We start from the raw sequence: 12,535 nt of genomic DNA on the forward strand, positions 1-12,535 counted from the left end.
GCCGGTTTTGCCCTATAATCGCCGCTGCGTTTCGTCTTAAATTAAAATTTTTTAACCGGAGATGGTTTTAACCATGAAAAATAGAATTTCTTTGTTTTTAATGCTGATGATTTTTGCCGGCATCAGTCACGCGGAGCTGAAAATCGGCTTTGTTAACGTGGCTAAAGTATTGGAGAAAGCCCCGCAGGCAGCGAAAGCAAAAACCCGCTTGGAAACCGAGTTTTCACCCCGGGACAAAGCCTTGGTGAGTCAACAAAAGGAAATTAAAACCCTTGAGGAAAAACTGAGCCGCGACAGTGCCGTGATGAGCGAAGACGAGCGCCGCAGACTGGAAAAAGACGTACTGGATAAAAAACGCGAATTCGGCAGAGCGCAGCAAGAGTTTAGCGAAGACTTCAACATGCGCCGCAACGAAGAGTTGGGCAATCTGCAAAAACGCATCGTCGAGGCGGTCAGAGCCCTGGCTAAGGAAGAGTCTTTCGACTTGCTGCTGACCGACGGCGTGATTTACGCCAACGACCAAATCGACGTGACCAGCCGCGTCCAACAAAAGCTGGAAACATTGTCGCAGTAACTTCTTCGCGGCTTACCGGTTTATTTTCGGAAAGCCGCCGCTCCGTTTTCGCGGGAGGCTTGACGTTCGGCAGGCTTTCCAAGTCCACCTCCGTCGTTCAAAATCGTTATGGCCGGAACACTCGATATTCTGCAGATTCAGAAATTATTGCCGCATCGTTATCCATTCTTGTTGGTGGATAAAGTGGTCGCTTGCGAGCCCGGCGCCAGCTTGACGGCTTTAAAAAACGTCACCTTCAACGAGCCGTTTTTTCAGGGCCATTTTCCCAGCCAGCCTATCATGCCCGGCGTATTGATTATGGAAGCGCTGGCACAGGCTACGGCGTTGCTGACTTCGCAAAGCGACGACAAGCTGGGCGAGGGTGCCGTCTATTATTTGGCCGGCATCGACAATGCCCGCTTCAAACGCCAAGTGGTGCCTGGAGACCAATTGCGCTTGCAGGTTACTTACCTGAAGCACAAGCGCCATTTGTGGTCGTTCGACTGCCGGGCCGAGGTCGACGGCGAACTGGCGGCCAGCGCGCAGATCATGTGCGCGGTGTCGGTGGCGTAAATGATCGATTCTAGAGCCATAGTCCACCCGAACGCCGATTTGGCCGACGACGTTCGCGTCGGTCCGTTTACTGTGATCGGCCCCGACGTGCAAATCGATGCCGGTACCGAAATCGGTCCCCACGTCGTGATCAAGGGGCCGACCGCGATCGGCCGCGACAACAGGATTTACCAGTTCTCCTCCATTGGCGAAGATCCGCAGGACAAAAAATACGCCGACGAAATCACCCGCTTGGAAATCGGCGACCGCAACGTGATCCGCGAGTTCTGCACCATGCATCGCGGCACCCTGCAGGATCAGGGCTTGACCTTGATCGGCAGCGACAATTTGTTCATGGCGTACACCCATGTCGCTCACGACTGTGTGATCGGTGACCATGTGATCATGGCCAACGGCGCCTCCATCGCCGGCCACGTGCACTTGGGCGACCACGCCATTCTCGGCGGCTTTACCTTGGTGCACCAGTTTACCCAGATCGGCGAGTACAGTTTCTCGGCCATGGGTAGCGCGATTACCCAGGACATTCCGCCTTATGTGATGGTCGGCGGCAGGCCGACCCGGCCGCACGGTATCAACTCGGTCGGCATGGAACGCAACGGCAAGTCCCCGGAAGTAATCCGCCAAATCCGTCAGGCCTATAAAATTCTCTACAAGAGCAATTTGCGCCTGGAAGACGCGATCGAAGAAATGGAAGGCATGGCCGGCGAAAGCAACGAACTTTCCAATATGGTCAGTTTCTTGCGTAATGTCACTCGCGGCATCCTTCGATAACTCCCCAATACTGATCGCCGGCATCGACGAAGTAGGGCGCGGCTGTATTGTCGGTCCGGTCGTCGCCGCGGCGGTCATTCTCGATCCGGCCAAGCCGATCGCCGGCTTGACGGATTCGAAAAAACTCAGCGAAAAACGCCGTACCGTATTGGCCGAAGAGATCAAAGCCAATGCTTTGGCTTGGGCGGTGGCTCGCGCGGAAGCCAGCGAAATCGACCGCATCAACATCCTGCAAGCCACCTTTGTGGCGATGCGGCGCGCATTTGCCCAATTGCCGATCAAGCCCGATTTCATCAAAGTAGACGGCAATCGCCTGCCCGGCATAGCGTGTCCCGGCGAAGCTGTGGTCGGCGGCGACGCGTTGGTTGCCGAAATCTCGGCGGCGTCGATCCTGGCCAAGGTGGCGCGCGACAGCGAAATGGCGGTGCTGGATCGGCTGTATCCAGGCTACGATTTCGCCGGCCACAAAGGCTACCCGACTAAGGTTCACCTGAGCGCATTAGCCGAACACGGCCTGACGCCGCAGCATCGTCGCTCTTACGCCCCGGTGAAAAAATTCCTCTAAGCCGATGAATCCGAGCTTCGTCCATCTCCGCATCCATACCGAGTTCTCGCTGGTCGACGGTATCGTCCGCATCAAGCCGCTGGTAAAAAAACTCGGCGAATACCAAATGCCGGCTGCGGCCATTACCGAACAGAGCAACCTGTTTTCGTTGGTCAAATTCTATAAGGCCGCCCAGGGCGCCGGCATCAAGCCGATTGCCGGAGCCGACGTTTGGATTTACAACCCGGAAGAGCCCGCCGCGCCGCATCGCCTGACCTTGCTGGCTCGCAACCAGCCAGGCTATGTGACGCTGACCGAATTGGTGTCGCGCGGCTATCAGGAAGGCCAGCACCAGGGTATTCCGATGTTGCAGAAAGAGTGGATCGCCGAAAACCATGCCGGATTGATCGCATTGTCCGCGGCAATGCAGGGCGACATCGGCGCCGCGCTGTTGGCGGAAAATCGCGCACAAGCTCGAGCCTGCGCCGAGTTTTGGAGCGGTTTATTCCCGGATAGCTTTTATTTGGAATTGCAACGGGTCGGTAAGCCGGACGAAGAACGCTATATCGGTTTGGCGGTGGAGTTGGCGGCCGAATTGGACTTGCCGGTCGTCGCCACCAACGACGTGCGGTTTTTGAACCCAAGCGACTTCGACGCTCACGAAGTGCGGGTCTGCATTCACCAGGGCCGGGTGCTGGACGATAGCCGGCGGCCGAAAGACTATACCAATCAGCAATATCTGCGCAGCGCCGAGGAAATGACCGAGCTGTTCGCTGATATCCCGGAAGCGTTGCAAAACAGCGTCGAAATCGCCAAACGGTGCACCGTCGAATTGCGACTGGGCGAAAACTTCCTGCCCGATTTCGAGGTGCCGGAAGGCATGACGCTGGCCGACTATTTCAAGCAAGCCTCGCGCGAAGGATTGGAGGAGCGCCTGCAACAGCATCCGCCGGTCGGCAAGGGCAGCTTCGAGGAGAATCGCAAGGTTTACGACGAGCGTCTGGAAATCGAGCTGAACGTGATCGTGCAGATGGGTTTTCCCGGCTACTTTATGATCGTCGCCGACTTTATCCAGTGGGCCAAGAATAACGATATTCCGGTCGGGCCGGGTCGGGGTTCCGGCGCCGGTTCGCTGGTGGCCTACGCGTTGAAGATCACCGACCTCGACCCCATCGAATTCGACCTGCTGTTCGAGCGTTTTTTGAACCCGGAGCGGGTGTCGATGCCGGACTTCGATATCGACTTTTGCATGGAACGCCGCGACGAGGTGATCGACTACGTCGCCCGCCACTACGGCCGCGACCACGTGTCGCAGATCATCACCTACGGGTCGATGGCGGCGAAGGCGGTGATTCGCGACGTTGGTCGGGTCATGGGTCACGCCTATGGCTTCGTCGACCGGCTGGCGAAACTGATTCCGTTCGAGATCGGCATGACGCTGGACAAGGCGCTGAAAGAAAGCCAGGAATTGAAAGACCTGTACGACAGCGAGGAAGACGTCAAGCAATTGATCGACATGGCTCGTGCGCTGGAAGGCATTTCCCGCAATGCCGGCAAACACGCCGGCGGCGTCGTCATCGCACCGACCAAGCTGACCGACTTTTCGCCGCTATATTGCGAGCAGGGCGGCGGCAATCTGGTGACCCAGTTCGACAAGGACGATGTCGAGGCGGTCGGTCTGGTCAAGTTCGACTTTTTGGGACTTAGAACCCTCACCATCATCGATTGGGCCTTGCAGACCATCAACCGCCAGCGCGCCGCCAAGGGCGAGCCGCCGGTCGACATCAGCCAAATTCCGCGCGACGATCAGGCCAGCTACGAATTGCTGAAAAACGCCCAGACCACGGCGGTGTTCCAGCTCGAATCCAGCGGCATGAAGGCCTTGATTAAGAAACTGAAGCCGGATTGCTTCGACGACATCATCGCGCTGGTGGCGTTGTTCCGACCCGGCCCGCTGGAATCGGGCATGGTCGACGACTACATCAACGTCAAGCACGGCGCCAAGGCCGAGTACGCCCATCCGCTGCTGGAACCGATCCTGAAACCGACCAACGGCGTGATTCTCTACCAGGAACAGGTGATGCAAATCGCCCGCGAACTGGCCAGCTACACGTTGGGCGGCGCCGACATGTTGCGGCGGGCGATGGGTAAGAAAAAGCCCGAGGAAATGGCTAAGGAGCGGGAGAAATTCATGTCCGGCGCCGTCGCCAACCAAATCGACGCCGGCATCGCCACCTACGTGTTCGACTTGATGGAGAAGTTCGCCGGCTACGGTTTCAACAAGTCGCACTCGGCCGCCTACGCGCTGGTGGCCTACCAGACCGCGTGGCTGAAAGCGCATTATCCGGCCGCCTTTATGGCGGCGGTGATGTCGTCGGACATGGACAACACCGACAAGGTGGTGGTGTTGATCGAGGAATGTCGGGAAATGAAGCTGCAAATTTGCCCGCCCGACATCAACCTGTCCGACTTTCGCTTCACGGTCAACGACAAGGGCCAAATCGTCTATGGCATAGGCGCGATCAAAGGCGTCGGCGAAAACGCCATCGACGATTTGCTGAAAGAGCGCAACGTCAACGGGCCGTATTCCGGCCTCTACGATTTGTGCAAGCGCGTCGATTTGCGCAAGGTCAACCGCCGGGTGCTGGAAGCGCTGATCAAGGCCGGGGCGCTGGATTCCATCGACCCGAACCGCGCCGCACACATGGCCGAGTTGACCACCGCGCTGCGGGTCGCCGAACAGCACGGCAAGATGGCGCTGGCCGGCCAGAACGACTTGTTCGGGCTGGGCGTGGAAGTCGAGGAGAGCGACAACGAGGCCGACGCTTATTCCACCGTGGTCGAGCCATGGACCGAAAAAGAAAAGCTGGAAGCGGAAAAGCAGACATTGGGCTTGTTTCTATCCGGCCATCCGATTGCCGAATACCTGCCGGAACTGAAACACATTACCCATGGCACGCTGGGCAGTCTGGAAGTCGACGCCGGCCGCAGTCGCGGCAAGATGGAAGCGCGCGTTGCCGGCCTGATCGTGGAAATGCGTACCCGCCAGACCAAGCAGGGCAAGATGATGGGCTTCGCCACGCTGGATGATCGCACCGGCCGGCTGGAGGTCGCCGCTTTCAGCGGTATTTTCGATAAATACCGCAACCTGCTGAACAAGGATACGATTTTGGTTGCGGAAGGCTCGCTGGCGATGGACGATTTCAGCAATAGCCTGCGCATGACCGCCGAAAAACTATACGGCATGGAAGAGGCGCGCGAGGTGTTTGCGCGAGGCATTACGTTGCAGATCGATGCCGCCAACCCCGAGCTGCCGAGCGACTGGTTGGGGCGTTTACAGGAAACATTATTGCCGTTCCGCGGCGGGCAATGTCCGGTCGAACTCGAATACCGCACGGCTGGCGATAAGGCCGCGTTGAAATTGGGCGACGAATGGCGGGTGCGACCGGCCGACGAACTTCTGATCCGGTTACGCCGGTTGTTGAGCGCGGAGAAGGTCGCGGTCCGCTATTGATCGCAGCGGTTCCTGTAACCGCAGTCTGCCGTAATCGACGCTAACGAACATTTGGAATTTGCCCTGATAGTGCTAGGCTGATTCGGTGTGCCGGGGGGAAACCAAGCATCCGGCCCAATTCTTAAAGGGGGAAACATGGCCGACTCGATTGGGTGCATCCGCCGCAGAGCCGGCGCCGTTTACCTATTACTGTTATTGTCTGTTTTCTCCGTGCAGGCCGAGGCCGGCACAATCTCAGAAAAGCGGCGAACGCTAGCCGGCAACGCCGACCGGTCCGGCGATATTACCCTGCGCGCCGACGATAGCGGCCATTTTCGCGGAAGATTATCGATTAACGGTAGGGAGTTGCCGTTCCTGATCGACACCGGAGCAACCTTGACGGTTATACCGATGAAATTTGCCCATGAGGCGCGCTTGCCGTTCGGCAGGCAAGTCGATACGGCTACGGCCGGCGGCAGAACTTTCGACAAACTGACGGTTATCGACAGCCTGGCTATCGGCAACACTGAATTGAAGCACATCGAAGCGGCGCTGAATCAGCATCTGACCGAGATTTTGCTGGGTATGAATACCTTGAGATTCTTCAAAATGACTCAATCCGGCGACACGCTGACCTTGCGTTTGAATGAACAATTGATCGAGCAGAATCATCTGGAAGACCGGGTGGCAATGCCGCCGCCCTCGGATATCGACAGCCGGCCGCAATCCGATTATTACGTTTCGCCCAACCCGATTACCAAGTCGGTGGAGTGCGATGCGCAAAAGCATTGCGTCACCAAGTTCGGCAATTGACCGCTCGTCGCCCGCTTTCGGCCGATTTTTTCAAAGTTGGGTCTTTCATTAGAGCGTCACTTAAAACGGCCTTTTAACACCAGGGTTTGCCAAAGGTGGCGGTCGCCGCGGCCGAAATCCGACATGCCGGCGGCTTCGCGTTCCGCTGCATCCTTGGCCTTGGCTTCTTTCAACACGTCGCGGTAGGAGCGGTTGACGCTCTTGGCGTATGCGTCCTCTTGTTTGCCGATTTCTTCCGCAATGGTTTTGGGCGGTTCCGGGTCGTAACGTTCTGTCAGTTCGTCGGCTAACGATTTCAGGTTTTGGCCGATACTCAGCAGTAATGTCGAGTTATGGGTTTTGTCGGTGTCCAGCTTGAAAGCCTTGATTAACTCGTCGCGCAGATTAAAGCCGTACACCACCGGTTCGCCGTCTTTCTGCTGGAAATCGTAGGCAATGTAAAAGTCCAGCGGGTCTTTGGCGTTTTTGTCGAATACGAATTTCGCGCTTTCCATCGAGTAGTTCAGCGACTCGATAAATTGCCGGCGCGCGGCTTCCAGTTCCTCGAAAATAAAGTCGTCGCCGATCTGCTTGATAATATATTTCATACGTTGCTCCTGGTTGGCTTTGCCCGTCTGCGTGCACTCGCCGGTTAAGTTGCGTCGCGGCTTGGCAAAAAAAAGGGAGGCTTGAGCCTCCCTTCTTGGACTACACGCTAAGGCAGCGGCTAGCGGTCGGTACGTTTGTACTCGACGCGGCGGTTGTAAGCGCGGCCTTCGTCGGTGTCGTTGCTTTCCACCGGTTTGGATTCGCCGAAGCCGACTGCAGTCAGGCGTTTGCCGTCAACGCCTTGTTTGATCAGTTCGTTTCTGACGGCGTTGGCGCGGCGCTCCGACAGTTTTTCGTTGTAGGCGTCGGTGCCGTAGCTATCGGTGTGGCCTTGAATTTCCACGGTCAGGCCGGGGTTCAGTTTCATCACGTCCACCGCATTTTGGATCAGCGGGCTGTATTTGGATTTGATGTCGGCTTTGTCGAAATCGAACAGGACGCCGCGGAATGCCCAGCAGCCGTTTTTATCGACGATGGCGCCCTTCGGCGTATCGGCGCATTTGTCGGCACAATTGTTGACGCCGTCTTTGTCATCGTCCAGTTTCGAACAGTCGGCGACAGGCGTTCCGGCTTTGAAGAAAACGTTTTTGACGAAGTCGCTCATGCCGCGTGGAGTGCTGATCGCGTCGGCGGTTGTCGAGAAGCCGCAACCGGACGCGTCGGCGATGCTTTGCAGCACGGCCTGGCCGGCGGCGTCTTGGTCGTTGCCCACCCAAACCGTGTATATGCACAGCCGGTCGCCGTATTGGGCTTTCAGGGTTGCCGCGGTCGGAGCCGGAGAGCTTTCTTCGATACCGTCGCTTAACACGATCATGGCAATGTTGCCGGAGGCGTTAGCCAAATCGCGGCTGGATTCTTGCAGTGCATCGGCTAAAGGCGTACCGCCGCTGGAGCATTGCAAAGAGGTGATGGCGCTGTCGAAGCCGGCTTGGGTGTAGTTTTGCACCGGCTGGTTCAATTTGGTCGCGCTCCAGTCCAGGCAGGGGCCATAGCCGAAGCTGCGCAAGCCGGACATCAACGGAATGGACGGAATGGATTTGTTGAATTTGTTCAGCAATGCCTTTTCGACATCGAGCTTGGTGCCGCTGTAGTCTTGGGAATTAAGGTAAATTCGGCTCATGGACGAGGAGGAGTCGTTCACCACCAGGAAGCTGTTGGTTTTTTGTACCAGTCTGCCCGATTTGACCAACGCATTCAGGTCTTCGGCCTGGAACGGTGGGAAGTTATTGCTCGACTGGGTGGCGCAGCCCGATAATACCGCGCCGGCCAGTGCGACCGTAATCATTAGGTTTGTTTTCATATCTCAAGTCTCCTGGTTGTTATTCTTGGGCGGCAAGGCTGGAGTGTTTGCCTTGATAGGCAAAGTCTAACATCAATCCCTTATTTTTATATAGTTCATTCAAATGGGCCAAGCGCCGTGAAATAATAGCGATTTGGCCGTGCCATCGATTTTTTCCTGGGGGTATTTGATGCGTAAGTTGCTATGGCTGTGCCTGCTCATGGCGCAGATGAATCCGGCTTTTGCCGACAACATAAAACAGGCGGCCGAGCAGGGCAACGCTTTGGCGCAAGCCAAGCTGGCGTCGCGATTCCTACTGGGCCGCGACGGCGAACCAAAAGACGAGCAGCAGGCCGCTCACTGGATGGAAAAGGCGGCCAATCAAGGATTGGTCGATGCTCAAGTGGCGCTGGCGGCGATGTACGATCGCGGTTTGGGCGTTACCAGCGACCGCGACAAAGCCACCCAATGGTACGAAAAGGCCGCGGCCCAGGGCCATGGTACTTCTTTGGCCATTCTGGGCAAAAACGATGCCGCCAAGGGCAGTGTCCAATTCAATTACCAGGCGATGCGACTGAGCGCGTCGCGCTCGATTCCCGGCGAATACGCTAAGAAATTTTTAATAACCCAATAATCCGATAATGAGTATAAGAACCCGATTTGCTCCGAGTCCCACCGGCTATTTACACGTCGGCGGCGCTAGAACCGCGTTGTTTTCGTGGCTGTACGCCCGCAAACACGGCGGCCGTTTTATTTTGCGGATTGAGGACACCGACCTGGAGCGCTCGAGCCAGGAATCGGTCAACGCGATTCTGGAAGGCATGACCTGGTTGGGCTTGGAATACGACGAAGGCCCGTTTTACCAAACCCAGCGATTCGACCGCTATAAAGAAGTGATACAGCAGTTGCTCGATCAAGGCGACGCCTATTACTGTTATTGCAGCCGCGAGGAACTCGACGCGTTGCGGGAAAAGCAAATGGCTAACAAGGAAAAGCCGCGTTACAACGGCAAATGCCGCCATGGCGTCTCGAATCCGAGCGGCGAGCCTGTGGTGCGCTTCAAGAATCCGGAGAGCGGAGAGGTGGTGATCGACGATCTGGTGAAAGGCCGCATCGTCGTTGCCAACAAAGAATTGGACGATTTGATCATCGCCCGTTCCGACGGTACGCCGACCTATAACCTGACCGTCGTCGTCGACGATATGGACATGGGCGTGACTCACGTCATCCGCGGCGACGACCACGTCAACAATACGCCCAGACAGATCAATATTTTGCAAGCTTTAGGCGCACCGTTGCCGATTTACGCCCACGTGCCGATGATTCTGGGCCCGGACGGCGCGCGCCTGTCCAAACGCCATGGCGCGGTCAGCGTGATGCAGTACCGCAACGACGGCTATTTGCCGGAAGCGTTGTTGAACTATCTGGTGCGATTGGGTTGGTCGCACGGCGATCAGGAGTTGTTTTCGATCGAGCAAATGATCGAGCTGTTCGAGTTGGAGAAAGTCAACGTATCGGCGTCCACCTTCAATACCGATAAGCTAATCTGGTTGAATCACCAATACATCATGAACTCCGATCCCGCTCACGTCGCTCGGCATCTGGCTTGGCACATGGGCGAGCGCGGCATCGATCCGGCGACCGGGCCCGCTCTGAGCGAGGTCGTCAAAGCCCAGCGCGAGCGCTGCAAGACTTTGGTGGATATGGCTAACGACAGCGTCTATTTCTACCGCGACTTTGCGGAGTACGACGACAAGGCCGTGAAGAAGAATTTCAAGGCCGGCGTCGATGACGTGTTGCAGCATTTGCGGGACCAATTCGGTGCATTGGCGGACTGGGAGGCCGATGCGCTGCATCAGGTGGTATTCGATAGCGCCGAGCGGTTGCAACTTAATCTGGGCAAAGTCGCGCAGCCGTTGCGCGTCGCCGTCTGCGGCGGCAGCGTGTCGCCGGCCATCGACGTGACGTTGAAGCTGCTGGGTCGCGAAAAAACTTTGAATCGGTTGGATCGAGCGATCGAGTTTATAAAAAAATTATAAATTCTCTGGACAAGGATCTAAATATCCGTATAATACGAGAACTCAACTACGGGGCCATAGCTCAGCTGGGAGAGCGCTTGCATGGCATGCAAGAGGTCAGGAGTTCGATCCTCCTTGGCTCCACCAAATAGTTGATTTAGTCCTAAGTCCCCATCGTCTAGTGGCCTAGGACACCGCCCTTTCACGGCGGTAACCGGGGTTCGAACCCCCGTGGGGACGCCAATCTGGCTAAAGCCGGTAACCACCGGCAACCGCTAATCAAAAAAGCTGCAGAATTATCTGCACACAGTCCTGAGTCCCCATCGTCTAGTGGCCTAGGACACCGCCCTTTCACGGCGGTAACCGGGGTTCGAACCCCCGTGGGGACGCCAATTCTCTTGATTTATTCCTTCAGTGCGATTCAGTTACCGCTGCATTGCATCGGTTTGTATCGATCCGCGCCGCAATTCAAGTCAAATGCCTGAATGCTTCTACCAAGTGCTGCTTGGCGTTCGCGTCAGTGATTTCGCCATGGGCGACGACAATGCGCCGCACATCCCAGGCGAGAATCCGTTGGGCGCAGCGAGACAGGGCGGCTCGGTCTTTTATCAGCAGCTTCATGCTGCGCGACATCGCCAATCTGCGATAGACGCCAAGTAAGCGGGCGGCGATTCGTGTCGCCCAACTATTGTCGTCGCCGAAACAGAACAGCAAGTCCGTCAAAATCAGTGTGCCGCTTGGTTTATGAAACCACACCGTTTCATTGATAACCGGCAGTCCGTCGATAAACAGACTATCCAATTCAGCCGCCCACGGTGCGCAATCCGCTGAAGGGATAGTCGGAAAACCCGCCAAATCCGGCCGCTTATCGGCCAGCCCCGGAGCAATATAGCCTTGAGCGTCGCAGCAGGCCTGCAGAAAAGGCAAGAAGAACAAGTGATGGCTTTTATTCGGCGCGATCACGTATTTAACCGGGCCGATTTCGGCGATTGCGCCAAGCAATTCCGGCGCGGGCGATATCGGCGAATGTACCCAGACTTCGCCGCCGGCCAGCCTGACGATAGTCGACCGGGTGGTCAACTGGAGCGGACCGAACTTAAGCGCCTGCCGCACATGCCAGATTTGGCCCGGAACCAATGTTTCCAAGTTCATCGGTCGATCCGGCCGCTGTTTTTCGGGGTTATTTGTCGATGTTGCCACCGTGCAGGCCGCATTCCTTCTTCGCACTGTCCTCCCACCACCAGCGTCCGGCCCGCTCGTGTTGGTTCGGTAGCACCGGCCGGGTGCACGGTTCGCAACCGATGCTGATGTAACCGTGCTGGTGCAAATCGTTGTACGGTACCCGATAGGCTTCGATGTAATCCCAGACCTGGGCCGAGGTCCAGTTCAGCAACGGATTGAATTTGACCAGTTGTTTGCCCGGACCGGAAAAACCGGCGTCGAGTTGTACTTCCGGGATGTCGCCGCGGGTATCCAGGCTTTGGTCCTTACGCTGGCCGGTGATCCAGGCGTCGAGCCCGGCTAGTTTTCGCCGCAGCGGTTCGACTTTACGGATCGCACAACATTGTTGGTGGCCGTCTTCGTAAAAGCTGAACAAACCCTTTTCCTTGACGAAGGCATCCAACTGTTCCCGGTCCGGGCTCAAAATATCGATGGCGATGCCGTAATGTTTGCGGACTTTTTCGATGAAGCGGTAGGTTTCCGGGTGCAGGCGACCGGTATCCAGCGAGAATACCTGAATGTCTTTCCGAATATTTATCGCCATATCGATCAACACCACATCCTCGGCGCCGCTGAAAGAAATGGCGATGTTGTCGAAATTGGCCAGCGCCGCTTTCAGAATTGTGCGCGGATTTTTGCCTTGCAGCTCGGTTTGGGCGGTGTTCAGATCGAATGCGGTCAT

General features: G+C 56.6%; 12 protein-coding genes and 3 tRNA genes. 11 read left to right on the plus strand and 4 right to left on the minus strand.

Annotation, left to right across the window (positions count from 1 at the left end):
• Positions 1-73 precede the first annotated feature (73 nt).
• The 6 genes from MKFW12EY_RS06700 to MKFW12EY_RS06725 all read left to right on the plus strand — a co-directional run bounded on the left by MKFW12EY_RS06700 (position 74) and on the right by MKFW12EY_RS06725 (position 6,747).
• Positions 74-574 (plus strand): OmpH/Skp family outer membrane protein, encoded by a 501-nt coding sequence (locus MKFW12EY_RS06700; protein WP_082409587.1) that lies wholly within the window; start codon positions 74-76, stop codon positions 572-574.
• Between the two features lie 108 nt (positions 575-682).
• Positions 683-1,126: a 3-hydroxyacyl-ACP dehydratase FabZ gene (gene fabZ, locus MKFW12EY_RS06705; RefSeq protein ID WP_064022306.1), complete on the plus strand. Its 444-nt coding sequence runs from the start codon at positions 683-685 to the stop codon at positions 1,124-1,126.
• Positions 1,127-1,897, plus strand: a complete 771-nt coding sequence (gene lpxA / locus MKFW12EY_RS06710; protein ID WP_064022305.1) for an acyl-ACP--UDP-N-acetylglucosamine O-acyltransferase — start codon at positions 1,127-1,129, stop codon at positions 1,895-1,897.
• On the plus strand, positions 1,872-2,462 hold the full coding sequence (rnhB, locus tag MKFW12EY_RS06715) for a ribonuclease HII (RefSeq protein ID WP_054758334.1): 591 nt from the start codon (positions 1,872-1,874) through the stop codon (positions 2,460-2,462). The genes lpxA and rnhB overlap by 26 nt, the downstream gene beginning before the upstream one ends.
• A gap of 4 nt (positions 2,463-2,466) precedes the next feature.
• A complete protein-coding gene (dnaE, locus tag MKFW12EY_RS06720) occupies positions 2,467-5,955 on the plus strand; it encodes a DNA polymerase III subunit alpha (protein ID WP_221054226.1) in 3,489 nt (1,162 codons plus the stop codon).
• A 135-nt stretch (positions 5,956-6,090) separates the two neighbouring features.
• Positions 6,091-6,747 carry a retropepsin-like aspartic protease family protein gene (locus tag MKFW12EY_RS06725; protein WP_054758335.1) on the plus strand — a complete coding sequence of 219 codons (657 nt, stop codon included), beginning with the start codon at positions 6,091-6,093 and terminating at the stop codon, positions 6,745-6,747.
• Between the two features lie 56 nt (positions 6,748-6,803).
• Here the strand turns inward: MKFW12EY_RS06725 and MKFW12EY_RS06730 are convergent, their stop codons facing one another.
• On the minus strand, positions 6,804-7,334 hold the full coding sequence (locus MKFW12EY_RS06730; RefSeq protein ID WP_054758336.1) for a hypothetical protein: 531 nt from the start codon (positions 7,332-7,334) through the stop codon (positions 6,804-6,806).
• 119 nt (positions 7,335-7,453) lie between these two features.
• Positions 7,454-8,635 carry an OmpA family protein gene (locus tag MKFW12EY_RS06735; protein WP_054758337.1) on the minus strand — a complete coding sequence of 394 codons (1,182 nt, stop codon included), beginning with the start codon at positions 8,633-8,635 and terminating at the stop codon, positions 7,454-7,456.
• A 169-nt stretch (positions 8,636-8,804) separates the two neighbouring features.
• Between MKFW12EY_RS06735 and MKFW12EY_RS06740 the strand changes: the two genes are divergently transcribed.
• The 5 genes from MKFW12EY_RS06740 (at position 8,805) to MKFW12EY_RS06760 (ending at position 11,024) form a co-directional block, all read left to right on the plus strand.
• Positions 8,805-9,248: a tetratricopeptide repeat protein gene (locus MKFW12EY_RS06740; protein WP_054758352.1), complete on the plus strand. Its 444-nt coding sequence runs from the start codon at positions 8,805-8,807 to the stop codon at positions 9,246-9,248.
• Between the two features lie 7 nt (positions 9,249-9,255).
• Positions 9,256-10,653, plus strand: coding sequence for a glutamate--tRNA ligase (gene gltX / locus MKFW12EY_RS06745; protein WP_221054227.1), 1,398 nt, complete (start codon positions 9,256-9,258; stop codon positions 10,651-10,653).
• 50 nt (positions 10,654-10,703) lie between these two features.
• Positions 10,704-10,779, plus strand: a tRNA-Ala gene (locus MKFW12EY_RS06750).
• 20 nt (positions 10,780-10,799) lie between these two features.
• Positions 10,800-10,875, plus strand: a tRNA-Glu gene (locus MKFW12EY_RS06755).
• Positions 10,876-10,948: 73 nt separating this feature from the next.
• Positions 10,949-11,024: transfer RNA gene (locus MKFW12EY_RS06760), tRNA-Glu, on the plus strand.
• Between the two features lie 76 nt (positions 11,025-11,100).
• Here MKFW12EY_RS06760 and MKFW12EY_RS06765 read toward each other — a convergent pair.
• Positions 11,101-11,784 (minus strand): DUF4336 domain-containing protein, encoded by a 684-nt coding sequence (locus tag MKFW12EY_RS06765; RefSeq protein ID WP_054758338.1) that lies wholly within the window; start codon positions 11,782-11,784, stop codon positions 11,101-11,103.
• A gap of 28 nt (positions 11,785-11,812) precedes the next feature.
• Positions 11,813-12,535 carry a phosphoadenylyl-sulfate reductase gene (locus MKFW12EY_RS06770; protein WP_054758339.1) on the minus strand — a complete coding sequence of 241 codons (723 nt, stop codon included), beginning with the start codon at positions 12,533-12,535 and terminating at the stop codon, positions 11,813-11,815.

It is taken from the genome of Methylomonas koyamae (assembly GCF_019669905.1).
In the GTDB taxonomy this organism is placed as follows: Bacteria; Pseudomonadota; Gammaproteobacteria; order Methylococcales; family Methylomonadaceae; genus Methylomonas; species Methylomonas koyamae.

Bases quoted from the DNA above. Each gene is read 5' to 3' on its own strand.
- MKFW12EY_RS06700 (WP_082409587.1), top strand. From the start codon at position 74: ATGAAAAATAGAATTTCTTTGTTTTTAATGCTGATGATTTTTGCCGGC.
- fabZ (WP_064022306.1), top strand. From the start codon at position 683: ATGGCCGGAACACTCGATATTCTGCAGATTCAGAAATTATTGCCGCAT.
- lpxA (WP_064022305.1), top strand. From the start codon at position 1,127: ATGATCGATTCTAGAGCCATAGTCCACCCGAACGCCGATTTGGCCGAC.
- rnhB (WP_054758334.1), top strand. From the start codon at position 1,872: ATGTCACTCGCGGCATCCTTCGATAACTCCCCAATACTGATCGCCGGC.
- dnaE (WP_221054226.1), top strand. From the start codon at position 2,467: ATGAATCCGAGCTTCGTCCATCTCCGCATCCATACCGAGTTCTCGCTG.
- MKFW12EY_RS06725 (WP_054758335.1), top strand. From the start codon at position 6,091: ATGGCCGACTCGATTGGGTGCATCCGCCGCAGAGCCGGCGCCGTTTAC.
- MKFW12EY_RS06730 (WP_054758336.1), bottom strand. From the start codon at position 7,334: ATGAAATATATTATCAAGCAGATCGGCGACGACTTTATTTTCGAGGAA.
- MKFW12EY_RS06735 (WP_054758337.1), bottom strand. From the start codon at position 8,635: ATGAAAACAAACCTAATGATTACGGTCGCACTGGCCGGCGCGGTATTA.
- MKFW12EY_RS06740 (WP_054758352.1), top strand. From the start codon at position 8,805: ATGCGTAAGTTGCTATGGCTGTGCCTGCTCATGGCGCAGATGAATCCG.
- gltX (WP_221054227.1), top strand. From the start codon at position 9,256: ATGAGTATAAGAACCCGATTTGCTCCGAGTCCCACCGGCTATTTACAC.
- MKFW12EY_RS06765 (WP_054758338.1), bottom strand. From the start codon at position 11,784: ATGAACTTGGAAACATTGGTTCCGGGCCAAATCTGGCATGTGCGGCAG.
- MKFW12EY_RS06770 (WP_054758339.1), bottom strand. From the start codon at position 12,535: ATGACCGCATTCGATCTGAACACCGCCCAAACCGAGCTGCAAGGCAAA.